This is a genomic window from Oceanobacillus halophilus, assembly GCF_003628505.1.
Taxonomy (GTDB): Bacteria; Bacillota; Bacilli; order Bacillales; family Amphibacillaceae; genus Oceanobacillus; species Oceanobacillus halophilus.
The window spans coordinates 39,230-63,093 of record NZ_RBZP01000011.1; the positions used below are offsets into that span (position 1 = coordinate 39,230).

The 23,864-nt window shown below is 34.5% G+C and carries 29 protein-coding genes and 1 pseudogene; 3 read left to right on the top strand and 27 right to left on the bottom strand.

What is annotated here, in order from left to right; all coding sequences use genetic code 11:
• Nucleotides 1-55 precede the first annotated feature (55 nt).
• Nucleotides 56-121, bottom strand: a pseudogene (gene rpsI / locus D8M06_RS13040) (30S ribosomal protein S9); the annotation flags it as partial.
• 224 nt (nt 122-345) lie between these two features.
• Between rpsI (D8M06_RS13040) and D8M06_RS13045 the strand changes: the two are divergent.
• The gene (locus tag D8M06_RS13045) at nt 346-1,152 is read left to right on the top strand and encodes a DUF3800 domain-containing protein (protein ID WP_121204847.1); all 807 of its coding nucleotides are present in this window, start codon (nt 346-348) and stop codon (nt 1,150-1,152) included.
• 318 nt (nt 1,153-1,470) lie between these two features.
• Here D8M06_RS13045 and D8M06_RS13050 read toward each other — a convergent pair whose 3' ends face one another.
• From D8M06_RS13050 to D8M06_RS13090, 9 genes are all read right to left on the bottom strand, one after another.
• Nucleotides 1,471-2,916 carry a restriction endonuclease subunit S domain-containing protein gene (locus tag D8M06_RS13050; RefSeq protein ID WP_121204848.1) on the bottom strand — a complete coding sequence of 482 codons (1,446 nt, stop codon included), beginning with the start codon at nt 2,914-2,916 and terminating at the stop codon, nt 1,471-1,473.
• Nucleotides 2,907-5,651 (bottom strand): type I restriction-modification system subunit M, encoded by a 2,745-nt coding sequence (locus tag D8M06_RS13055; RefSeq protein ID WP_206613292.1) that lies wholly within the window; start codon nt 5,649-5,651, stop codon nt 2,907-2,909. Before D8M06_RS13055 ends, D8M06_RS13050 begins: the two co-directional genes overlap by 10 nt.
• 254 nt (nt 5,652-5,905) lie before the next feature.
• A complete protein-coding gene (locus tag D8M06_RS13060; RefSeq protein WP_121204849.1) occupies nt 5,906-6,829 on the bottom strand; it encodes an HNH endonuclease in 924 nt (307 codons plus the stop codon).
• 16 nt (nt 6,830-6,845) lie between these two features.
• Entirely contained in the window at nt 6,846-7,703 is an 858-nt protein-coding gene (locus D8M06_RS13065; protein WP_121204850.1) for a hypothetical protein, read from the bottom strand.
• Between the two features lie 273 nt (nt 7,704-7,976).
• Entirely contained in the window at nt 7,977-8,354 is a 378-nt protein-coding gene (locus D8M06_RS13070) for a hypothetical protein (RefSeq protein WP_121204851.1), read from the bottom strand.
• 349 nt (nt 8,355-8,703) lie between these two features.
• Nucleotides 8,704-9,582, bottom strand: coding sequence for an ATP-binding protein (locus tag D8M06_RS13075; RefSeq protein WP_121204852.1), 879 nt, complete (start codon nt 9,580-9,582; stop codon nt 8,704-8,706).
• 12 nt (nt 9,583-9,594) lie between these two features.
• Nucleotides 9,595-10,428: a replication protein gene (locus tag D8M06_RS13080; protein ID WP_121204853.1), complete on the bottom strand. Its 834-nt coding sequence runs from the start codon at nt 10,426-10,428 to the stop codon at nt 9,595-9,597.
• A 32-nt stretch (nt 10,429-10,460) separates the two neighbouring features.
• Entirely contained in the window at nt 10,461-10,733 is a 273-nt protein-coding gene (locus D8M06_RS13085; RefSeq protein ID WP_121204854.1) for a helix-turn-helix domain-containing protein, read from the bottom strand.
• Nucleotides 10,723-10,992, bottom strand: coding sequence for a helix-turn-helix domain-containing protein (locus tag D8M06_RS13090; protein WP_158591794.1), 270 nt, complete (start codon nt 10,990-10,992; stop codon nt 10,723-10,725). The genes D8M06_RS13085 and D8M06_RS13090 overlap by 11 nt, the downstream gene beginning before the upstream one ends.
• 132 nt (nt 10,993-11,124) lie before the next feature.
• On the opposite strand from D8M06_RS13090, the gene D8M06_RS13095 reads away from it, so the two are divergent.
• Together D8M06_RS13095 and D8M06_RS13100 are read left to right on the top strand one after the other, a co-directional pair.
• The gene (locus D8M06_RS13095; protein ID WP_206613293.1) at nt 11,125-11,670 is read left to right on the top strand and encodes a helix-turn-helix domain-containing protein; all 546 of its coding nucleotides are present in this window, start codon (nt 11,125-11,127) and stop codon (nt 11,668-11,670) included.
• Nucleotides 11,671-11,728: 58 nt separating this feature from the next.
• The gene (locus D8M06_RS13100) at nt 11,729-12,826 is read left to right on the top strand and encodes a site-specific integrase (RefSeq protein ID WP_241558952.1); all 1,098 of its coding nucleotides are present in this window, start codon (nt 11,729-11,731) and stop codon (nt 12,824-12,826) included.
• Nucleotides 12,827-12,933: 107 nt separating this feature from the next.
• On the opposite strand, the gene rpsI (D8M06_RS13105) is transcribed toward D8M06_RS13100, so the two are convergent.
• From rpsI (D8M06_RS13105) to rpmD, 17 genes are all read right to left on the bottom strand, one after another.
• Nucleotides 12,934-13,326 (bottom strand): 30S ribosomal protein S9, encoded by a 393-nt coding sequence (rpsI, locus tag D8M06_RS13105; RefSeq protein WP_121204857.1) that lies wholly within the window; start codon nt 13,324-13,326, stop codon nt 12,934-12,936.
• A 19-nt stretch (nt 13,327-13,345) separates the two neighbouring features.
• Nucleotides 13,346-13,783 (bottom strand): 50S ribosomal protein L13, encoded by a 438-nt coding sequence (rplM, locus tag D8M06_RS13110; protein WP_121204858.1) that lies wholly within the window; start codon nt 13,781-13,783, stop codon nt 13,346-13,348.
• A gap of 150 nt (nt 13,784-13,933) precedes the next feature.
• Entirely contained in the window at nt 13,934-14,695 is a 762-nt protein-coding gene (gene truA / locus D8M06_RS13115) for a tRNA pseudouridine(38-40) synthase TruA (RefSeq protein ID WP_121204859.1), read from the bottom strand.
• 16 nt (nt 14,696-14,711) lie between these two features.
• Nucleotides 14,712-15,515, bottom strand: a complete 804-nt coding sequence (locus D8M06_RS13120; protein ID WP_121204860.1) for an energy-coupling factor transporter transmembrane component T family protein — start codon at nt 15,513-15,515, stop codon at nt 14,712-14,714.
• Nucleotides 15,512-16,381: an energy-coupling factor ABC transporter ATP-binding protein gene (locus tag D8M06_RS13125; protein WP_121204861.1), complete on the bottom strand. Its 870-nt coding sequence runs from the start codon at nt 16,379-16,381 to the stop codon at nt 15,512-15,514. Before D8M06_RS13125 ends, D8M06_RS13120 begins: the two co-directional genes overlap by 4 nt.
• Nucleotides 16,357-17,196 carry an energy-coupling factor ABC transporter ATP-binding protein gene (locus D8M06_RS13130; protein WP_121204862.1) on the bottom strand — a complete coding sequence of 280 codons (840 nt, stop codon included), beginning with the start codon at nt 17,194-17,196 and terminating at the stop codon, nt 16,357-16,359. The genes D8M06_RS13125 and D8M06_RS13130 overlap by 25 nt, the downstream gene beginning before the upstream one ends.
• A gap of 825 nt (nt 17,197-18,021) precedes the next feature.
• On the bottom strand, nt 18,022-18,375 hold the full coding sequence (gene rplQ / locus D8M06_RS13135; protein WP_121204863.1) for a 50S ribosomal protein L17: 354 nt from the start codon (nt 18,373-18,375) through the stop codon (nt 18,022-18,024).
• A 45-nt stretch (nt 18,376-18,420) separates the two neighbouring features.
• Nucleotides 18,421-19,365, bottom strand: a complete 945-nt coding sequence (locus tag D8M06_RS13140) for a DNA-directed RNA polymerase subunit alpha (protein WP_121204864.1) — start codon at nt 19,363-19,365, stop codon at nt 18,421-18,423.
• A gap of 252 nt (nt 19,366-19,617) precedes the next feature.
• A complete protein-coding gene (rpsK, locus tag D8M06_RS13145) occupies nt 19,618-20,007 on the bottom strand; it encodes a 30S ribosomal protein S11 (RefSeq protein ID WP_121204865.1) in 390 nt (129 codons plus the stop codon).
• 19 nt (nt 20,008-20,026) lie between these two features.
• Nucleotides 20,027-20,392 (bottom strand): 30S ribosomal protein S13, encoded by a 366-nt coding sequence (gene rpsM / locus D8M06_RS13150; RefSeq protein ID WP_121204866.1) that lies wholly within the window; start codon nt 20,390-20,392, stop codon nt 20,027-20,029.
• Nucleotides 20,393-20,414: 22 nt separating this feature from the next.
• On the bottom strand, nt 20,415-20,528 hold the full coding sequence (gene rpmJ / locus D8M06_RS13155) for a 50S ribosomal protein L36 (RefSeq protein WP_010095733.1): 114 nt from the start codon (nt 20,526-20,528) through the stop codon (nt 20,415-20,417).
• 30 nt (nt 20,529-20,558) lie between these two features.
• The gene (gene infA / locus D8M06_RS13160) at nt 20,559-20,777 is read right to left on the bottom strand and encodes a translation initiation factor IF-1 (RefSeq protein ID WP_010095735.1); all 219 of its coding nucleotides are present in this window, start codon (nt 20,775-20,777) and stop codon (nt 20,559-20,561) included.
• On the bottom strand, nt 20,764-21,090 hold the full coding sequence (locus D8M06_RS13165; protein ID WP_121204867.1) for a KOW domain-containing RNA-binding protein: 327 nt from the start codon (nt 21,088-21,090) through the stop codon (nt 20,764-20,766). The genes infA and D8M06_RS13165 overlap by 14 nt, the downstream gene beginning before the upstream one ends.
• Nucleotides 21,091-21,229: 139 nt before the next feature.
• Entirely contained in the window at nt 21,230-21,874 is a 645-nt protein-coding gene (locus tag D8M06_RS13170; protein ID WP_121204868.1) for an adenylate kinase, read from the bottom strand.
• A gap of 32 nt (nt 21,875-21,906) precedes the next feature.
• Nucleotides 21,907-23,199, bottom strand: a complete 1,293-nt coding sequence (gene secY, locus D8M06_RS13175) for a preprotein translocase subunit SecY (protein WP_121204869.1) — start codon at nt 23,197-23,199, stop codon at nt 21,907-21,909.
• Nucleotides 23,199-23,639 carry a 50S ribosomal protein L15 gene (gene rplO / locus D8M06_RS13180; RefSeq protein ID WP_121204870.1) on the bottom strand — a complete coding sequence of 147 codons (441 nt, stop codon included), beginning with the start codon at nt 23,637-23,639 and terminating at the stop codon, nt 23,199-23,201. Before rplO ends, secY begins: the two co-directional genes overlap by 1 nt.
• Before the next feature lie 30 nt (nt 23,640-23,669).
• The gene (rpmD, locus tag D8M06_RS13185; RefSeq protein WP_121204871.1) at nt 23,670-23,852 is read right to left on the bottom strand and encodes a 50S ribosomal protein L30; all 183 of its coding nucleotides are present in this window, start codon (nt 23,850-23,852) and stop codon (nt 23,670-23,672) included.
• Nucleotides 23,853-23,864 lie beyond the last annotated feature (12 nt).

A 23,864-nucleotide genomic window follows, 5' to 3' on the forward strand; every position in this document is an offset into this window, starting at 1 on the left:
ATATACAAAAAGGCTCTTAACCATATTTGGGTTAAGAGCCTTTGGTAGTGATATATTAACGTTTTGAGAACTGTGGTGCACGACGAGCACCTTTAAGACCGTATTTCTTACGTTCTTTCATGTACACATATAATAGGAAGAAACTAGAAATAAAACAATTAATCAAATGCCTGTTAATTCAGGCATTCACTTAATAAATGGAAAATAAGTTAAAAATGATAATATACCTTTGGTGGTCAATATGTGGTCAGCTTTTCTATGTTTCCATACAACTTTTTATACAGATTTATCCAAATTATATTATAACTAATGATATAATAGGGTAGAAAGGCAGGGGGTAAAAAGTTGGGTAGATGGAAAATTTTTTGTGAAGAATCCGGAGATAAAGGAATACCTTGGAAAGCTGGCTCTTCACACCATTATATTATTACGGCTATATTGGTTAAAGAGGAAGATGAGCAGCAACTTATTGATGTCCTTAATACTTATAAATATAAAATACTAAGGATGAGAGCTCCGCTTGAGTGGAAAAAATTAGGAACACGACAGAAATATAATGACAAATTATTATCCAGATTTCTCCGTAAGGTACGTACAGACGGTCCAGAATTCTATGTAAGTAATGTAGTGTGCAATAAACATGAAACAAATGGACCTGGACTTGTGGACAGAAATACTTTTATGAATTATTTATATGGATTAATATTTAAAAGAATATCCTGGTTTTTAAAGTACTCTAATTCATCCGCTGAGTTAATCATCGATAGAAATACCGACCCTATTGCACAAGAATCATTAAGAAAGTATTTATCTGATGTAGCACACTATCAAACAGGTTCCTTTCCTAGGTACTCTAAACCTCATTGGATTAACCCAGAGGAAAATTCCGTTTTAGGTTTAGCAGACTTTCTTTCAGGTACATCACTAAGATCCCTGAGAAATTATCATGAATCTGTAGATCAAAATTGTAAGGCTTGTAATGTTGATTTTGGGATATATACATGTACAACTAGCAATTTTAACTATAAACGAACTTATAAACAGGTAGTTGATTGGAATTATGGGAAAATAGGAAACTGGAACTGGAGTGGTTTATTGTACCATCCTTATGATAATAAAGATAATTATAAACATTTATTTATTCCACAATAAAAAGCAGCCATATAAGGCTGCTTTACTTTTATGTATTTATATAGGCGGGAGGAGCCCACACTTTAATAAGTGCTGCCGCATTTTTAGGAGCTTGTCGCTCGGATACGACCTGCCGCCTTAAATATAGTATAACATAAGTTAAATAAGTGTCAATTACTTTATTAAGGTGGCACGGGAGGATCTCACACCCCACTGGGTGCTGCTGCATTTTTAGGAGCAATAGCTCGGATACAGCCTGCCGTGCCACTATTAAAATAATAGTCTTAAAAGGACTTAAATATACCTAATTTGCAAAGTTTTTATTGCTATCTTGTAAAATCAAACAATAATGGAATCAATCATTTTAAAAATTTCTTTCCTTTTAGCAGCAATTGTTTGCTTTGTTTTATCCTGCTCCTTTAGCTTAGTAATGATTATCTTGACAATACGGTCTTGTTCTGCAATGGATAAATCCGGTATATCAAAATTCATAATTGCATCCGCATATAACTCAACCTGATTAGTTGCTCCTGTAAAATCACGTTCTATTTGGAATGTGCCAAGTATACTTCTTAAAAAGAATACAAGAAATAACTTATTATATTTATTTTCATTAACCCTAACTATGGATACGTGTCCATCTACAACAGCATCCTCTTCCTCTTGAAAGATATCAATCTTTCCAATTGAACCTTTTCCAGTAGAGGCAATTAAAATATCTCCATTGGTCACCTGGGCTCTTTCCTTTTTCTTAAAGAACTCACTAGAGACTGTTTCACAATCTGTTAAATCAATACCCTCATTTTTTAGGTGTGCTGTTTTTATTGCATAGTAGTCACCGTCTAAATCATATTTAGGCTGTACTCCCCTATGAACATCTTCAATTAAAATATCTTTTAACTTAATAGTTCCAACCGTATTTAATACGTTTGTAAGTTCTTGAACTATTGGTCTGTGAAATCTAGAAGTTGTTCTGAGAATTGGGCTTCTCGCTATGTTATTAAAACTCATGGGGATTAACTCAAACGTCTTATCATTACTTTTTTGAGTACCAATTGACATTCCTACTCCATAGTTTTTCCAGACTTCTTCACCATACTTAAATTCCTTAGAAAATACACCATTGATAATTTTTATCTTTTCTTCTTGAGTATCCTTTAATTGTTCAATTTCTAATTCCGCTTTTTCTATCTTAGGTTCAACTTTTTCTTGTTTTTTAATATCAATAACAGGGATACGTATATTTAAAAAATCTACAGGATTAACTCGTTTATGTGATGGAGTTTTTCCTGACTCTAACATCGAATATGTTCTTAGTAAATTCTCATGAATTAGTATATATTTTAAAATTAAAGGCAAATACATATTACTGGTAATCTTATAAGGTAACAACTCTGTGGAACCAATAAGTAATTGCTCATTTTTGTAGGTATTTAAAAAGATATAACCTTTAGGTAGCCCTAACTTTGAAACAATAATATCTGCATCCCATAAAATATTCTTATCAGAACCAATTTCTTCTACAAGTTCAAGTTTTTCAATATCTCCTGTTTTCTGTGATTGATCTGAGATATTTAACAGCTTATACTGCTTATCTAATTCACCCTTTTTAAATTTACGTATAGGCATTTGTTTTAAAGTAGTACCAATTGAAACATGTTTCTTAGCCTTATCCCAAGTATGACCTTCCCATATATCATGAAATTCTCTAAAGCGAGTATCAACTCTTACCGAGTGTTGTTTCCCCAATTCAAAAAAGTTAGTAATAAACTGGCTTAATCCCATTTTACCTGCTCCCTAAAATAATCTAGTATCTTCTGTGATGTATTTTTTCTCAATAAAATATCAGTTGATTTATACATTTGAAGCGGGCCTTTTGAAAAATGAAAATTTAATTGTTCATCAGTTCGATCAGCATACTCTTCTAATAGGTATCCTTTATCATCATAATAATCCGCCAAAACATTTTGAACTTCTATAAACTCGTTGTCTATGGACTCCAATTTTTGTTCCTTTTGTTCTATTAGGTCTATAACTGACGATATTTTCTTTTCTAGGGTTTTATTTGATTTAGTTTCGGCCTTCTTCTGTAGTTCATCTCGTTCTGCTTCAAATTCCGCTATTTCGTCTTCTACATTTTTTATTTGCTTTTTATATTTATTTATTATTTCATCAATCTCCAAATAGTTAGGAGCAATCTCTAAATCAAATAGTTCATTTTCAGTTACATAATCATTTCTCTTGGTACGCTTATAACCCACAGATTCAATATTCGACATAAAAATAGGGTAATCCATCTTTTCAGATACTTTACTAAACACCCACCAAGGATTGTAATAACCAAAAATATCCTTTAGATCCCTGTCATAACTACATAATTCCTTTATCTGCTCTTCATATTTTATCAATAATTCACTTACAGATAGTTCAGTATCTTCTTCAATAATATACTGATGAATTAATTTTATAATATTCTCCTTAGCCGTCTTATCGTCATCATCTTTTATAGATGGATACTTATTCTTATCCTTTCCATTGATATAAACCTTAATATAATTTTCGACTCTCGTTTTTAATTTACTCCATTCATTGCCTTGATTTTCCCATTCATCATTCCATTTCTTAAGCTCAGATTTTGTCTTTTTCTGTGCAAAAAGCAAACTAGTTTTTGTTGATGTATAGGGTTCAAACGTAACTTGAGGCAAGCTAACTACAGCCTTAACTTTAAAATATTTGTATAAGAAAAGCCTAATATATTTGTTTTCCAATGTATCAAATACATTTTCAGGAAGGACCACTGCAAATCTTCCATTTTCTTTAAGTAATTGGTACCATCTTTCAATAAACAAATTTTCAGAATTCCTTTTACCGCCAAACATAAAACTTTTAGTCAAATATTTTTTCGTTTCATCATCAAGACTTACACTGAATGGTGGGTTACTGACTATAACATCAAATTTCCTATTAACTTCTTTATTTCCATAATAAGAATCTGGTTCTGATATTTTCAAATGATTAGGAGCAACTTCTTTATCATAAAATCTAAATGGAAGTAATCCGTCCTGAACAAAGATATTAGTTGAACCGTCACCGTGAAGGATCATATTAACTTTTGAAGCAATCCCTAAATCAAAGTTAATTTCAGAACCATATAAATACTCTGCAGCCCATTTGTTTTCCTTATAATCGGGTAAAAACAAGTCTTCATATTTCTCTTGGACTTGTCTACTGCTCTTTATGCTATCTGCTTGTTTATATTTAAGTTCTTTAGTAATTACCTTCATTGCTTCAATTAAAAATGTTCCGCTTCCACACGATGGATCAATAATATATGGTAGTTCCCTGTCCTTGTTTAATCTGTCAATCGCAAGTTTATCAATTTCTAATGCATAATACATAAATTGGACAATTGGTGTAGGGGTAAAGAATTGCCCCTTTGTTTGTTTAAAGCCATCACGTGTTATACTTTCAAAGAACTCACCTAATATATCTTTTCCATCTAAGGAATTCCTTCCTTCTAAAAAGGAAAATTTCTCCAATTCCTGTACAGCATAAATTAGTTTATTAGCCGGAAACTTCTCTTCATTAATTACATATGCTTTTTCAATCTTCCTCTTATCGGTAATATTTAGTTTTTCCTTAAGGGCCCTTCTATAAAGCTGATTTATTCTGTTGAATACCTTCTCGGAATTCTCTATATTATTACCGTACTTATATATCTGAAAGTCGTACTCCTCTCCGTCTTCCTTTTCACTTTCATCCTGTATTTTTGCAAGTATAATATTAACTAATGAATAGAAAATTTCTGTGTCAGTAGTTCCCCCTCCACCCCATAAATACTTATGGAGCTTACCACTTAAAGCTATAATCTCATTCCTATTAATTTGAGTTTTCAAATCATATTTGGAATCACCCTTTTTTAAAGGAACCTTTTTAGGTTGATTGTAACCAGGTGTTAATTCATCACCTATTACTGGTTTTCCTTCTTGCTCCCAATCGCTATAATTAGTAAATTTTTCATAATCAATTATAATAGCTTTATCTTTTATAGCATTGTCATATATATCAATTGTATAGTAAACCAGATATTTTACCTTTGTATTATTTTTCCTTTCTTCCTCTTCGGCAAGATTAAATAATTGTCCTTCTATATAGATTTGATCATGATCATATTTGTCAGGTGCTTTCACCTCAATAAAGAAAAAAGGATTATTTTCATCGTCCTTAACCTTAACATCAATAAGACCATTATTAGATTTTGCTTTGGTTCTTCCCATAGTTTTATATGTATACTCTTCTTCTAAATCAATCAGTCCAGGATCATAATCCAGTTCGTTTATCAACCTGTTAATCAGTGCAGCTCTAACAATTTCCTCATCGCCAGCAATTGTTCTTATGGTTTTATCCACTTGATTTATTTTTTCAGAATACTGTATTGAGCCAGTTTCAACATCCAACTTAACTGCCTTTATTTCAGCTTGGTTTACTGTTGATTGAATCTTACTTTTCCAATTTTCCACTACAAGTCCTCCTTAGTATTTTAAAGACAAAGCTAGAATATAGATACTTATATTAATATTACCAGATGCAATCTAATTATATCACTTCAATTTACCCTGTGAAATTATTATCTAAATTAATAATAATCCCCTACTACTTCAATATATAATTTAGCATGTTCAAGTTCTTTCAAATCAAGAATGACTCCTGTATTATAAAAGAGCTCAACCCGTGCGGTTAAGCTCTTTTTTTAAGGTCATTATCTATATCTTTTTTAAGATTTAAAAATGACTTTACGATGCCATTTCATGTATTCCATTTGTTTTTTGTTTATTTTTAATTTAATTTGATTATGGATGTTAAGTAATATGCAAGTTGGTTCATCTATACTTGAGGAAATAAGTATATCTCCATTATCATTAAAAGTGACATATCCTTTGTCGAATAATGCATCATGGTTAGGGCATAACAGTAATCCATTATTAACATCTAACCTTTCGTAATTATTACTTTTATTCCAAGGCTTGATATGACTTGCTATTAGAAACCGTTCATCAGTTACACCGCATAACTTACATTTCTTTTCCAATTTAATTAGTTTTTTCTTGAAGATTGATTGGCCAATTCGGGACTTTACAAATAACTCTTTTTCCGTATCATTCAGAAACTCCCTGGATTCTATTTCATTGTTAATTTCTGCTATTACTTCTTTCTGACTGTTAGTAGTTAGAACTTCCTCTCTTCTAACATTGTTATAACCCTCGACTACACCAAACAACATATCAGCCAGTTCGTCAGTTACTCTAAATAAATAACCTGTATTACCTCGTCCTATACGATTAAAAGGTGCATACTTATTACCTTGAAGTCTTAGTATCTCCTCCATATAATTCTTATAAACAACAGGATTTGGAAGATCAATATATTCCGCTTCTACAAGCCAGCCTTGTTTCTCCCACAAATCTAGTTCATCTAAATCTAAAGGTCTATCATGTTTTCTCGCATCTTCTTTAGCAATAATAATCGAATTCATTTTACCTTTATAACTATTAAATATGATATCTCCTTTTCGTACTTTACCAACATCTGACCAGTGATGAACTGACTGCCCTGCATGGTTCTTTTGTGGGGCCCATAAATAACCGCCATTTCTTTCCTCTTTGTAACTTTTATTCTGAAACACAAGATAATAATTCATATATATAACCTCTTTACTAACCAATTTCGTTTTTAAGATCTTTTCCATATTGCTGCAAGTTTTTAATTGTAAAATTACGTGGATTACCAAGGTTTACCGATAACCCTATTAATGTATGTTGGTTAAATTTTCCAATCCAATACGTAGATGATTTTCTATCCCCAGCCTTATTTAGATGAATTCTTTTTTTACTATGTTGTATTAAGATATTTTCTCTAAAGATATCCCTTAAGTAATTAAAATTAGTCCTTCCAAAACTAATTATTACTGTTGGTTCAGGAGAGACAATTTGTAATAAATTAAATAAAAAGTTTTGAGCCCAGTTATTTATAAATAGATCCTTTTCAGCTTGAATTCTAATTTCTTTAAAGTCTGATATAGTGGCAAATGGAAACAAATCCAAATGAATACCGGTATATTCATAATTATTACTTGTATAAAAAGATGCGCCAAAGCCATTCAAAAAGGCTTCCACCTTAAATCCACCTGCTTTTCCAAACCAGTTAGTATATGGGTTCCCATTTCTTGAAAAGTACCCATTAAAACTATTAATTACTTCATTTTGTAAATGTGTTGAAGTAATTATATCTTGAAGTGCTTCATTATCTTCCAAAGCCCTAAATCTTGGTTTTTTTAAATACCTAAGTTCATTTTCTTTCAGCAATTTTGCTTCAGCCTTATGTAAATCCAAGAACTCTTCTCGTGACGGATTGGCACCTATTGTAATAATTTTGGCTTTATTTGTATTGCAGTCTCCAAACCATAATATTGGAGGAGCTTTTAGCAGCAATTCATCCCTCCAACCAGGTAATAACTGTAACTCAAGTTGCTTATTTACAGCCTCTACTAATAAATTATTGGCTAAGTTATTCAATGTAAGGTCCCCTTTAAAAATATACAATAATACTGGCACATTAGCTTTGATCCCTTATAACAGTAATAAATCTACCTATTCACAAAGTCTAAGAATTTACCATAGTCCTTTAAAGCATAATGTATTTCATATAAGTCTTTATGAGTTACCGTATTAATGGTATCCAGAATAACTTCATCCTCCCCTCTATAATGTTTTTACAATTAGGGCAATAAAGATAATCTTTATTCATTCATATCCCTCATAATTACCTTTTTGTTAACATATTAAATGCTAAACCAAAATCTGCTCATGACTAAATATCCCTTTTAACTCATGATAGACTTCTTGTAATAAATAAAATTCTTCTTGTTGAATGGGCTTGCTATGGGCAATTTTGTTTCTGATTGAGGTGATGTTACGTAGCTTTTTTAAAGTAGAAGCTGATGAAGAATTAATACAATCGTAACTAGAAGCTAAACTAATTAGTTCATGTAGATAAAATTCATGTATATCTCGTTTAACCAATGGCTTGTACTTATTTAGTGTTGGTGCCTTTATCATCCACCCAATGCCATATTTTCTGATCATGATAGTTTCAATTTCTTCTCGTAATAAATTTTCAATCTCATATAGCAACCCATACGCCTCTTTCATAAATTCAACATGCAACTCTCACACCTCCTAATTATCATAATATTACCACAAAACAAAGGGGAATTACGGTTGAAAAATAATTATTCAATAAATATTTATAAATTTAGTTATTTTGTCAAATTCATTTATAAAACTAGAACACTTTCATCAACTATTAATTCTGCAATGAAATAAAATTGAATAGACGATATTAAAATGAATAAAAATCATTAAGAGCGCAGTAGTGAATCTGCGCCCTTTTTTATGCGTTGGAAAAATCAACTTCATGGAGTGTTCTTACCTTTCCTTACCTGGTATTGAACATCCTTCTTAACATTAAATTGCATATTTTTGCGGTCCCAGTATATCACTTTCTATCAATGATTTATTTAATTAAAAATTTCTTTCTATAATCATCTGTTACAAGTTTGATAAACTTGGTATTATTATATAGACGACTATAAACACGTTCACCGATGGCAGTCGGTAAGTGTTTTTCGTTATAATTAGTTGTATAGATCGTTGGCTTCCTAATTCTGAGGTTAACGATCTCAAACAATTCCTTTTTACTCCAGTCAAATTCATCTTTACTTTTTGCCTCAGAGCCTAAATCATCCAATATTAATAAATCAAATCGCTTAATATCTTTATATATATCTTCTTTAGTATAACTAGAACCTTTATTAAAAGTAGACTGAATCTTTCCTAGTAATTTTCCAGTTGTTATAAAGCCCACAAGAAAACCTTTTTTTCGTAAAGTTCTTGCTATAGCCGTCACTAAATGTGTTTTACCCGTTCCAGGATTACCCATAATTAATAGGTTATATCTTCTTTCTGGTTCAATTTCGGTAAATTTTTTTACATATTCAATCGATGTTCTCTTTGCTTCGAATACATTACTATTACTATCAACCAAAAAGTTCTTAAAGCCCGCATGTTTTAAGTCATCCGGTATTTCCCAATATTGTTTTTCAAACCTTTTACTTAAATATTCTTTGGTACTTATATGATTTGCCTTCAAAACCTTTGCCAACTCTTTCTGATCCGTACATGATTTACAATTAATACTTTGTTCATTAATAGCAGGTGTCCATTCCTTCTTTTCATAAAATCGATATTCTGGTACAGTAGTCATTTTGCTACATATTACACATTTCCGTTCTGAAGCTCTTACATCAAAATCATCACGATCTTTAAGCTCAGTAACAAAATGCTTCAAACAATGTTTCATTAATGCGGGGAAGTCAGTTGTAACATTTTTCATAGATTATACCTCCTAAAAAGGGAGTTCTTCTTCCAACACCTCAATCTCTCTTATATCTTTTTTGGTAACTATTTTATTTCTACCTTGGTTACTGAACATATCTTTTAGGCGCGGAACTCCACCATCTTTTTTATTTTTCAATCTAGTATCAAAGTGATAATTATAATCTTCAACAGCAGCTAGTGTATACAGCCCTTTGTCGTGTAGCTTTTTTAGAATTGCATTAATATACGTCTCAGGGTTATCTGGTTTATGCATATTAGCCCTATTAATAGTTTCACAGATAATTTCTTCCGGTTCATGAAAGTTACTACTCTTAATCCAATATTCTAGTTTATTCTTCCAATCAATTGATGGATTACCAAACGCCTTTTCATATTCTAATAATGGCGCAGATTTTTTAAATTGATCATCTCTTTCTTTAGATTTATCTTTATGTATTTCTTGGTTGTCTATTTCACCAATACTTTCATTGGTAATTTCACCAAAGGTTCTATTGTCTTTTTCACCATTGGCTTTTTTACCGTTGGTTGTTTTGCCAATCCATTCATCATGATTTTTATTAAAGGTAATTTTTCTGTAACTACCTGATTTAATTTTTTGCAAGATAACTCTTCTATCTTCTAACCTTTTTAATTCCCGTTGAATTTGCCTAGAATCGCAACCGGTAGCCTTGCTCAGAAAAGAAAGCGACATATTATGCCATCTTCTATTAAAACCGTAAGTATATCGCCAAATAATAAAAAGTAAACGATACTGTGTAGGACTTAATTTAATTTTGGAAATCTCCTCTAATATCTCATTGGCAATCATTGTATATCCATTTTCCAACTGTACATTTGCCATTCACCTCACCCACTTCGATATTTGTTTTATTATTAACTCGAACTTTGCTTCATCCAATTTTGTAATTCTTTTCGATTCAAGCGGATAACTTGTCCCCTTTGAAAATATGGGATTTCCTTTTCTACTATCATTTTACGAACAGTAGGAACACTTACCTTTAAATATTCCGCTGCTTCACGAATTGTCATAACTTCCTCATACACATCTCCCTCATTAACTTCAGTCAATACTTCATGTAGGACTTCCCTTAATTCCTTTTTATCCACTAGTATTGTTCCACTAGGTAATTCCAATTTAAAATTCACTTACATCTACCCCCTTTAATTCAATATGAGTACAGAAAAAATTAATATCCTTCTCAAGTGTTTGTGCAATCTGCTGAATAGTAGAATGGCGAACTCTTTTTTTATTACCTCTTTCTATTTCTCCGATAGTCTTTCTCGTAACCCCTGACTCAGCGGCTAACTTAGATATTGTCCAATTTTTTCTTACACGTGCAATTCGTATCTTAGCCCCATCAATTTTAAAGTACCTCTTTTGTGTTATTTCAACTGTACAATCCATTTTCTCACCCTCCATTTACTCATTTTGTGTACAAATTAATAATAACAACTCATTTTGAGTAATTCAAGTTGATTTTTGTATTCATTATGTGTAATATTAACTTGTAACTACTCATTAAGGAGGAATATTAAATTGATTGGAACTAGGATCAGAGACTTAAGAAAAGAGAAAAGCATGACGTTGAGAGAACTTGCTGAAGAACTAGAAGTTGCATTTACTACTTTAGGTAATTACGAACGGGGAGATAGACAGCCAGAACTAGATTTTATTTTTAAAGTGGCTAGATACTTTGGTGTTTCTGTTGATTATCTAACCGGCTATAAGGATGCAAGAAATTATGATGAATTTCTTTTGATGAATAACATTAACAATATATCTAATGTACTAGATTATGCTGAACCTGAAACCAAGAAGTTAATACTCAATATGCATAATAAATTGACTGGATTAACTTACGATATTCCTAGATCAAAGAATCATAAAGAAGCAGAAACCTTAAATAAGATTTTTGAATCCATTTCTAATATTAAGAAGGGATTGGGGCTTGGAATTTTGGAAATCGCTGATAACAAGTATGAATATGCAAAAAGGTTTCTAAAGGAAAAGGAAAAAATGGACCAAAGTTTTAATGAGTTATTTGAAATATACACCGAAAGGCAAAATCCAAAGGAGGGATAATAAAATGGCTTCATTTCAAAAGTACACAACAAAAAAGGGCCAAATGTGGATGTTTAAGATGGATACAGGAATAAACCCTGAAACTGGAAAGAGGCAAACTTCCACTCGTAGAGGATTTAAGACAAAAAGAGAAGCACAAGAAGCAGCAACTAAACTAGAACAGGAAATAACAAATGGTTTATTAATCAATAATAATAACCTAACTTTTGAGGAGGTTTATAAACAATGGTTTGAAAACCATTCTAAAACTATAAAACCTAGTACAAAGAAAACCATTGAGTCAAAATTTAAGAAATACTTGCTCCCTAAATTTGGTAGTCTAAAAATAAAAGAAATTACCAGACTCTATTGTCAAAAGGTTATTAATGAAATAGCAGAAAACATTGCATCTGTTAATGATTACAAAATACAAGCGAATCAAGTTTTTAAATATGCAGTAAAGATGGATCTTATATCAAAGAATCCAATGGAATATGTAACTATTCCTAAAAGAAAAGAAGAGCTGATAGCGGACACTAAATATGTGGAGGAAAGAAATTATTGGAAAAAGGATGAAATAAAAAAATTCCTTAAAATCGCAAATAGTGATCTACCACAGCGTGATCAATTACTATTTCATCTTTTAATTTATACTGGTGCTCGTAAAGGCGAGGTCTTGGCACTTACATGGGATGATATCGACTTTAATGCAAAAACAATTCGATTCGGTAAGACACTTTTCTTTAATAACGGTAAGCATTACCTACAGCAGCCAAAGACAGCACACTCAAAGCGTTTAATTAGTTTAGACACTAAATCCCTTTCATTATTAAAAAAATGGCGTACAAGGCTAATAGAAGCAAATTTGGCTAGTTCTAGCATATTGGAAAAAAATAATCTTGTATTCACAAGGGATAATGGCTTACCGCTTCGTTTGGCTTATCCTAACGATAAATTAAAATCAGTAATTAAAAAATATAATCTTCATGAAATAACTATACATGGCTTGCGTCACACCCATGCCTCTTTATTATTTGAAGCAGGTGCAACTATAAAAGAGGTTCAGGAACGATTAGGCCACTCCGATATCCAAATGACCATGAACATCTATACACACGTTACAGACCATGTAAAAGAACAAACTGCACAAAAGTTTCAGAAATATATTGAGCTATAAGTTGTGGTCAAGATTTTTCTCGTGGTCAAAATGTGGTCACAAGCTCTATTTATGCATGAAAAAGACCCTTTCCACAAAAGTGAAAAGAGCCTTGAAACGTAGATATATTAACGTTTTGAGAACTGAGGTGCACGACGAGCGCCTTTAAGACCGTATTTCTTACGTTCTTTCATTCTTGCATCACGAGTTAAGAATCCTTCACGTTTTAAAGTAGCGCGATATTCAGGATCTGCTTCTAATAATGCACGAGAAATACCGTGACGGATAGCACCTGCTTGACCAGTGAAACCTCCACCATCAACGTTTACTAATACGTCGTATGTTCCTTCTGTTTCAGTAGCAGCTAGAGGCTGATTTAGAATAAGAAGTTGAGTTTCATATGGGAAATAGTCTCTTGCATCACGACCATTAATTTTAATGTTACCTGTTCCTGGTACTAAACGTACACGAGCAGTTGAGCTTTTACGACGACCTGTTCCATAATATTGTACTTGTGCCAAAATCATTTACCTCCTTTAATTACCCGCGAAGTTCATAGACTTCTGGTTTTTGTGCTTGATGATTGTGTTCAGAACCTCTGAATACATGTAGTTTTTTACCCATTTTACGACCTAAAGAGCCTTTAGGAAGCATACCTTTAACGGTACGTTCAATCATTTCTTCTGTATACTTAGAACGCATTTCTTCTGCATTACGACCTCTTAAGCCACCTGGGTGTCCAGAGTGATTATAATACATTTTGTCATTGATTTTGTTTCCACTTAATTCTACTTTTTCTGCATTAATGATGATAACATGATCACCAGTATCAACGTGTGGAGTGTAAGTTGGTTTATGCTTTCCACGAAGGATAGCAGCAACTTCACTTGCTAAACGACCAAGACGTTGGCCTTCTGCATCCACAACAAGCCATTTGCGTTCGATATTATTTTCATTTGCCATGAAAGTTGTACGCATGATAGTTTTCCCTCCATATTAACTAAATCGTTTCAAATTTATATTTATTCTTATCTGTCAACATAATTAGTTCCGGGGCTAATCATGGTTTTTAAGAAATAAAATGCCATAAATCATAATATAACACATGTGGGCCTGTTGTCAAGTTTATCAGGTGTTTTTTTCTACATCGTTATATTTTACTTTCCACATATACAACCCCTGTGGATCAATAGTTTTGCCTACAAGGCGACGGTCCCTTTTTTCCAATAAGTCAGGTATATCCTCAGGATTACGTTTTCCTTGCCCAACATCCAATAAGACACTTACAAGAATTCTTACCATATTATACAAAAAGCCGCTACCACGGAAAATAAACTCAATCTCTGAACCATTATTCCAGACACTAGCTTGGTATATCGTTCGTACTTTAGTACCTTTCACTGTAGCCTTTGCTGAAGAAAATGTTGTGAAATCATGGGTGCCTTCCAGATAACGACATGCTTCTTTCATTTTCTCGATATCTAGTTTATAGGGAAAATGATAGACGTAATTCCGCTTGAATATATCAGGCTGTGTTTGATTTAAGACGTAATAGTGGTATTCTTTCTCTACTACATTAAAACGTGCATGAAAGTCATCTGAGACACTTTCTACGTGATTAATATATATATCAGATGGTAGCTGGGCATTTAATGCTTGTTTCCACTTCTCGCCAGGTATACGCTGAAATGAATCAAAATGAATAACTTGTCCTTTTGCATGGACTCCTGAATCTGTCCGGCCAGACGCTACGATTCGAACAGATCTCCCTTTATGCATTTTTGCTAATACTTTTTCTAATTCCCCTTGAACTGTTCTTTGACCTGGCTGTATTTGAAAACCATTGAATAAGGTCCCATCATATTGCAAAGTACATCTCAGTCTTCCCATTTCATAACAGCCTTCCTTACCCATAGGTTCTAGTTAGCAATAATACGGTAATAACCGCTAAAAATACGAAATAAACGAGTATATCAATTTTCTCAATCTTTAACTCTCTTAATTTTGACCTACCGTGACCACCTTGGTAACCACGTGCTTCCATAGCCATTGCAAGCTCTTCTGCACGTTTGAAGGCACTCACAAACAGAGGAACTAAAAGAGGGACAATTGCTTTAATTCGTTCTTTAACAGGACCTGTTCTAAAATCTACACCTCGTGATGCTTGAGCTCTGGATATCTTGTCTGTTTCTTGCATAAGTGTAGGAATAAATCGTAAAGATATAGACATCATTAGCGCAAGTTCATGCACAGGGAATTTCACTTTATTTAAAGGGCGCAACATATCTTCTATTGCATCGGTAATTTCAATAGGTGTTGTTGTTAACGTTAATAATGACGTTACTAGAATTAATAAAAAGAATCTAATGGAGATGGCAATCCCCTGAATAACACCACCAGAATAAAATTTAAAAATCCAAAAATCAAAGATTACCGTTCCTTCTTTTGTAACAAATAAGTGCAAAATAAACGTGAAAATAATTAAAAACCAAACTGGCGTTAATCCCTTCATGATGAATCGAATTGGTACTCGAGAGATAAATGTACTGGCTAGCGCAAATAAAATTAAAATCCCATAACTTGGGAGATTATTAGCAAAAAAAACGATAAAGACATAGAAAAAGATAATGGTAATCTTCGTTCTTGGATCCAGACGATGTACGATGGAAGTTCCAGGCACATATTGCCCAATAATTAACGAGTTATTCAAGGTGATTCAGCCCCTTTCAATGTTCGCTGAATCATTTGTGCCAATTCAGTCATCGATTGGTTTTGAAAAGGAATCGTTGTATCAAACCTTTCATTAAACTCACTTATAAATTGAACAATTTCTGGTACATCCAGTTGAACACGATTTAGAGCCTCTCTCTGAACAAAGACATCTTCTGGTTTACCTTCCATATATTTTGTTCCTTTATTTAGTATAATGACATGATCTGCGTATTTAAGTGCATCTTCCATGCTATGAGTTACTAGTATCGTGGTAGTACCTTGTTCTTTATGCAATTGATAGAACATATCCATCATTTCTTTTTGGCCTCGCGGGTCTAATCCAGCTGTTGGCTCATCAAGAACTAAAACATCTGGCTTAACTGCTAATACTCCTGCAATTGCTACCCGTCTCATTTGTCCCCCACTCAAATCAAACGGGGACCTCTCTAATAAATCTTCTGATAGTCCCACAGCAGGAATAATCTTCTGTATACGGGTTTTAATTTCATTCTTAGGAACACCAAAATTCTCTGGGCCAAATGCAATATCCTTTTCCACAGTTTCTTCGAATAACTGATGTTCTGGATATTGAAATACAACACCAACTTTACTTCTTAACTCTTTCATATCATTTATTTTTTCATTTTCTGAAAGGGCGTATTTTCCTATTTTGACTTTCCCTTCTGTAGGTATGGATAAGCCGTTAAGATGACTAATCAGTGTTGATTTACCAGAACCAGTGTGACCAACTACAGCTACATAAGATCCTGATTCAATGTGCAAGGACAGATTTTCTAATGCTTTATGTTCAAATGGGCTATTCTTTTGATAAATATAGGTTACGTTTTCGAATGTAATGTCCATAGATCCTCCAACAATTCTTCGTGGTTTAGGGGTTCATGTGCAATCGTAATCCCAGCATCCAATAACGCATCAGCTAATATTGCAACAAAAGGAACATCTAAACCAATCTCTCTTAGCTCCTCTTTCTTAGCAAAGATTTTTCTAGGTTCTGCTTCATCCCAAATTTGGCCTCCATTCATCACAAGGACGCGATCTGCTTGAACCACTTCCTGCAAGTCATGAGTTATTGTAATAAGGGAAAGTCCCTGTCTATCCTGTAGACCAGATACAGTCTGCATTATTTCTTTGCGCCCATTAGGATCGAGCATAGCTGTTGCTTCATCTAAAATTAGTACCTTAGGTGATATAGCTAAAACACTAGCTATTGCTACACGCTGTTTTTGGCCTCCAGAAAGACGGTGTGGTTCTGTGAGAAGGTAGTCTTTCATTCCAACCGCATTTAAGGTTGATTCTATACGCTCTACCATTGTTTCTCTTGATATACCTCGGTTTTCCATCCCGAAAGCAACGTCATCTTGCACCGTTGCACCAACAAACTGATTATCTGGATTTTGAAAAACCATCCCTACATCTTTCCGTATATCCCAAATAGAATCTTCCGTTACCTTTTTCCCATCAATTAATATTTCACCTTCTTGTGGAAAGAGTAAGCCATTAATCAATTTTGCAATAGTAGATTTACCGGAACCATTATGACCAATAATAGCCACCCATTCATCTTCATCTATCGTAAACGAAACATTCTTTAATACCCAGGGTTGATCTTCTCCATAACGAAAAGAAACATCTTTAAATTCTATTAAATTAGTTGACATATAGTAGTCCCCCTGCTAAGACTTAGCCAAGTCTATTCGACGGTGATAGCTTTAGTTGCACTTATAATTAGTACGATAACATTTAGTTCTCAATTTGGATATATTCTTGCTTTTTTCTTTGAGTTGATGGAAAGTGCGAAAATATTGGATTAAGAATAGTGTAGCTCTCGCTTACACTTATGAATGTTTAGTACTGCGATTCGCTCCGGCAGAATACTTCGCTTTCCACAGGCACGGCCTCAGCCTCCTCGCGGAAAGACCACCGCTGCTCAGGTCTGGACACGTGCTATTCCCGTAGGACAAGGAATACTTCGACAGCGTTACATCGCACGAAGAAAATTGCCCTTTATTTTCGAGGAGTCTCCGTATTCTACCTCCGCTATGTTACATGCTCTAGATATTTTAAAGCTAAAGTCCATAATGACCCGTTTGGGTAGCTGTACCTCGTAAAAACGGGATTTTTCTAGTTTAAATCAGAGTAGAGCTGGAACTTAGCGGAGGAAATACACGGAGACTCCTTGAAAAAGAAAACCACTTTTTCTGGGTGCGATGTTTCGCTCTCGCAGCCTTCCTTGTCCTGCGGGATGAAAAGCCTAGATGAGACTACAGCTCGGAGTAGGCTCAGCAGCGCCCTAAGGTGCGCGTAGTGTATTTCCGTAGCGGTGTTAAGCAGTATTCTGAATTAAGGTAATTCGCACTCTATACATATTACGATATATCTTCCATTAACAACAACCTAAGATGGTATTTTCCTAATGTACAAAAAAAGGGCTTGGATCCACCTCGTTAGAGAATTGAGTCCTGCCCTTGCCGCATGTTGCATCATTAAACTAATTCAATGATAGCCATTTTTGCTCCATCACCTTGGCGTTCACCAAGTTTAAGAACACGTGTATATCCACCTTGTCTATCTTCATAACGTGCAGCAACATCATCAAATAATTTTTGAACAACATTGCTTTCTTCATCAGCCTCTTTGTTGTACAAGTATGCAGCAGCTTGACGACGTGCATGAAGATCTCCACGTTTACCTAATGTAATCATTTTATCGACAATAGATTTTAATTCTTTCGCTTTTGCTTCTGTTGTTTCAACACGTTCATGAATGATTAAATCAGAAGCAAGATTGCGAAGAAGTGCCATACGGGCATCTGTTCTACGTCCTAATTTTCTAGCCATGGACTAACCCTCCCTTTCTCAAAAAACTCTAGGTGACTGCCATAATCAGTCGTCTTCTCGTAAACCTAAGCCAAGTTCATTTAATTTAACTTTAACTTCTTCTAGTGATTTACGACCTAAGTTGCGTACCTTCATCATATCTTCTTCAGACTTGTTAGCAAGTTCTTGAACAGTATTAATTCCAGCACGTTTCAAACAATTATAAGAACGAACAGAAAGATCCAATTCTTCAATTGTCATTTCCATTACTTTTTCTTTTTGGTCTTCTTCTTTCTCAACCATAATTTCAGCATTCTGCGCTTCATCTGTTAATCCGACAAAGATATTGAAATGCTCTGTGATTATTTTTGCCCCTAAGGAAATTGCTTCTTCAGGACGAATACTACCATCTGTTGAAACATCTAATGTTAACTTGTCAAAGTTAGCATCTTGCCCAACACGTGTATTTTCAACCTGATAAGTAACTCTAGATACAGGAGTAAAAATAGAATCAATTGGAACGACACCAATTGCTTGATCGTCACGTTTGTTTTCCTCTGCTGGACGATAGCCACGACCACGTTCTGCTGTAACTTTCATATGCAAGTTACCTTTACTGTTTAATGTAGCAATATGAAGTTCAGGATTTAAAACTTCTACATCACTATCATAAGTGAGGTCACGTGCAGTAACATTTCCTTCACCTTGCACATCAAGTTCCAATGTTTTAGGTTCATCCGAATAGATTTTCAAAGCTAATTTTTTTAGATTTAAAACTATTTGTGTTACATCTTCTACTACACCATCAATCGCTGAAAACTCATGAAGTGCCCCGTCGATTTGAACGGATGTAACAGCAGCACCTGGAAGTGAGGATAGTAAGATACGACGCAAGGAGTTTCCTAGAGTGGCACCATATCCACGTTCAAGCGGTTCGACTACAAATTTTCCAAAAGTAGCATCATCGCTGATTTCAACCGTTTCAATTTTTGGTTTTTCAATTTCTATCATTAAATAAAACCCTCCTTTAAAACGTCGAAACCCCGGCTAGACATATGTCTAACCGAAATTCCTCAAATAGGCAGTTGGCGTTTCTGCACTACCTTAATATATACGTACTGTTTATCATAGATGCTGTAAGTGACTTGTATATGCTGATTCAAAGGCTAAATAATAAGCCAATTTCTGAACACAAACCATATCACCATTATTTTAGCTATCATAACCCATTATAGACAGGGTGACAAATTCTATACGGTAAAATTAAACACGACGACGTTTTGGTGGGCGACAACCATTATGAGGAACTGGCGTTACATCCACAATAGCTGTAACTTCTAAACCAGCTGCTTGAAGTGAACGAATTGCAGCTTCACGTCCAGCTCCTGGACCTTTAACTGTCACTTCTAAAGTCTTCATACCATTTTCAATTGCAGATTTAGCAGCAGTTTCAGCAGCCATTTGTGCAGCAAATGGAGTAGACTTACGAGAACCTTTAAAGCCTAGTGCTCCAGCAGAACTCCAGCCAATAGCATTCCCTTGCTTATCCGTAATTGTAACAATTGTATTATTGAATGTAGAACGGATATGAGCAATACCTGATTCTATATTCTTTTTCACACGACGTTTACGAGTATTTGTTTTACGTGCCATTAAAGTTAACCTCCTTTACTTATTTCTTTTTGTTAGCCATTGTTCTACGTGGACCTTTACGAGTACGTGAGTTGTTTTTTGTATTTTGACCACGAACTGGTAAACCACGGCGATGACGAAGTCCTCTGTAAGAACCGATTTCGATCAATCGTTTAATGTTAAGTGATACTTCACGGCGAAGGTCACCTTCTATTGTATATTCGTCGATAGCTTTTCTGATTTTAGCTAATTCGTCTTCGGTTAAATCGCGTACACGAGTGTCTTCTGAAACGCCAGCTTCTTTAAGGACTTTCTGTGCAGTTGTTTTGCCGATTCCATAGATATATGTTAGTGAGATTACTACACGTTTTTCACGTGGAATATCAATACCTGCAATACGTGCCATTAACTTTTAGCACCTCCTTGTTTTATCCTTGTTTTTGTTTATGCTTAGGATTTTCGCAAATAACCATTACTTTACCTTTGCGTTTAATAACTTTACATTTTTCGCATATTGGTTTTACAGATGCTCTTACTTTCATCAGTTTACCTCCTTTTATATCGGAGCAGTATTATTTATAACGGTACGTAATTCGTCCCCTTGTTAAATCATATGGAGAAAGTTCAACCGTTACTTTATCACCTGGTAAGATACGAATAAAATGCATACGAATTTTACCAGAAACATGTGCCAATACTGTATGGCCATTTTCAAGTTCTACATTAAACATTGCATTAGGCAATGTTTCGGTTACAGTACCTTCGACTTCAATTACATCATCTTTCGCCATCGTGTAGATCTCCCTTCTTCAGTTCAGTCACAATCTCACTCATAAACTTAGATATGGCAAACCGTAATTTCCCATTTGTGACACGACCAGTTTCTAGAAGGCTGTTTTGGACTTCTGGGGAAATGTAATCCATCATCTCAATGTGATGTAGATTCTTCTTCTTTGGTCGATTCGTTTTTCGTTTCTCCCCATCTGCTAGCAAGACAAAACGATCATCTACTAGTTCTATAATAATCATGTATTGACCCGCTTCACGTCCTTGCAAAATACGAACAACTTGACCCAAAAGCGGAATCGAATCACCTTCGTTCAACAAGATCACCTGCACTTAGGCTATAGTTTGATTGTCACCATTAGTCACTATATACATGAGTTTTCCTATACTTTCACACTTATTATAACGATTAGCTATAAAGAATGCATCTTTTCAGAGTTAATCGCGATTATACATGTTATTTTTCTAGGAAACCTTGAATATCCTGAAAGACTTTATCAATTTCTTGATCTCCATTTACTTTAACAAGATACCCTTCTGCATCGTAAAAATCAAGTAACGGTTGAGTTTGTTCCACGTTAACGGATAAACGTGTTTTAACCGTTTCAGGTTTATCGTCATCCCGTTGAATTAACTCTGCACCATCTTTATCACACAGTCCCTCTTGTTTTGGAGGGTTGAATAATACATGATAAGCAGTTCCGCATGTAGGACAAATTCTACGACCTGTTAGACGCTCCACTAATTTTTCTTCCGGTACATCTACATGTATTACATAATCAATGGATTGATTCATTTCAGCAAGAAGTTGTTTTAATGCTTCTGCTTGAGCAATCGTTCTTGGAAATCCATCCAATAGAAATCCATTTTTACAATCATCTTTGCTTAAACGATCTTTAACAATTCCAATTGTAACTTCATCCGGAACAAGTTCCCCTTGATCCATAAATTCCTTAGCTTTCTTTCCAAGATCCGTGCCTTCTTTTATTGCTAAACGGAACATATCTCCAGTTGAGATATGTGGAATATTATACTTTTCATTTATTTTATCGGCCTGTGTGCCTTTACCAGCACCAGGTAATCCCATTAATATTAAGTTCATCCTTATCACTCGCTCTCATTGGCAGCAGGAAATTACTTAATAAATCCTTTGTAGTGACGTTTCACTAACTGACCTTCTAGTTGCTTCATGGTTTGTAACGCAACACCTACAACGATTAGTAAACTTGTGCCGCCGATTTGTACTGCGGTCGGTAGATTAGCAAGACCACCTAGAATCATAGGTAATACAGAAACAGCAGCTAAGAAAATTGCTCCAACGAAGGTTAAACGATTAATAACCCGAGTTAAATAAGTCTCTGTATTCTTACCAGGTCTAATACCTGGAATATATCCACCTTGTTTTTGTAAGTTTTCTGCCATCTGTTCAGGATTAACTTGAACAAATGTATAGAAATACGTAAATGCAATAATTAGCACTACATAGATTAACATACCGATTGGTTGTGTGTAATCAAATATTTGTGCAATTGTTGCTGCAACCTGCCCTTCAAAGAAACTAGCAATCGTACTTGGTGCGATGATAAAAGCAATTGCGAAGATTACTGGAATAACTCCTGCAGCATTTACTTTTAGAGGTAAATGTGTTGATTGCCCACCAACCGGAGAACGATTAACTAATTTTTTTGCATATTGAACAGGTATTTTTCTCAATGCCTGGTTAACAAATACAACACCAACAATGACGGCTACAACAACCAAAGCAATTAAAGCAACAATGATAATATTGATAAACAGCTGATCGCCAGGATTTACGAAATACTGGCTATATAACTGCATTACGCCATTTGGGACTGCTGCTACGATACCAGCAAAGATTAGGATAGAGATTCCATTACCAACACCATGTGCTGTAATTTGTTCCCCCAACCACATTAAAAATGCAGTTCCGGCTGTTAGCACAATAGCAATGACAAGAAACTTCATAAAGTTAGGATTCTCTATTAATAAGCCTCCAGCTAAAGCATTAAAACCGATAGACATAGCAATGGCTTGGATAAATGCTAATACAATTGTGAAATAACGAGTGAACTGAGCGATTTTCTTTCTACCCATTTCACCTTGCTTTTTCCATTCTGTAAACTTAGGAACGACATCCATCTGCAATAATTGCATGATGATCGATGCTGTAATGTATGGCATAATCCCCATTGCAAATATAGAGAAGTTTTGTAACGCTCCACCACCAAATGTATTTAGGAATCCAAACACATTTTGTTGGCTGTTCATAAAATCAATAGCGTCATTGTTTGTAAATGGTACTGGTATAAATGTACCTAGACGGAAGACAACTAACATTAATAATGTAAAGATTATTTTCCGTCTAATGTCAGCAACGCGCCAAAAATTGGAGAATGTACGAAACATTAGATCACCTCAGTCTTACCGCCCGCTGCCTCAATAGCTTCTTTTGCAGAAGTAGAGAACTTATGAGCTTTTACTGTTAGTTTCTTCTCGATAGCACCTTTACCAAGCACTTTAATGCCTGCGTTCAGTTTGCTTACGACACCTTCTTCAAGTAATAGCTCAGGAGTAACTTCTGTGCCTTCTTCAAAACGATTTAAGGTTTCTAGGTTAACAATAGCATAATCTTTACGATTAACGTTTGTGAACCCACGTTTTGGCAAACGTTGGAATAATGGCATTTGCCCACCTTCGAATCCTGGACGTACGCCGCCGCCTGAACGAGCTTTTTGACCTTTATGTCCTCTTCCAGAAGTCTTACCGTTACCTGAAGAAGTTCCACGACCGACACGATTTCTGTTCTTACGAGTTCCTTCTGCAGCTTTTAATTCATGCAGTTTCATGTGAGCACCTCCTCTTTACACTAATGTTTATTAAACTTCTTTCACCGTTACTAGATGAGATACTCTATCTATCATACCACGTACAGATGGAGTATCTTCTAAAACAACGGATTGACGAATCTTTTTAAGACCTAATGCTTCAACAGTTTTAACCTGTTTTTCTTTTCTGCCAATAACACTCCGTGTGAGGGTGATCTCTAATTTTTTAGACATAATATTTCCCTC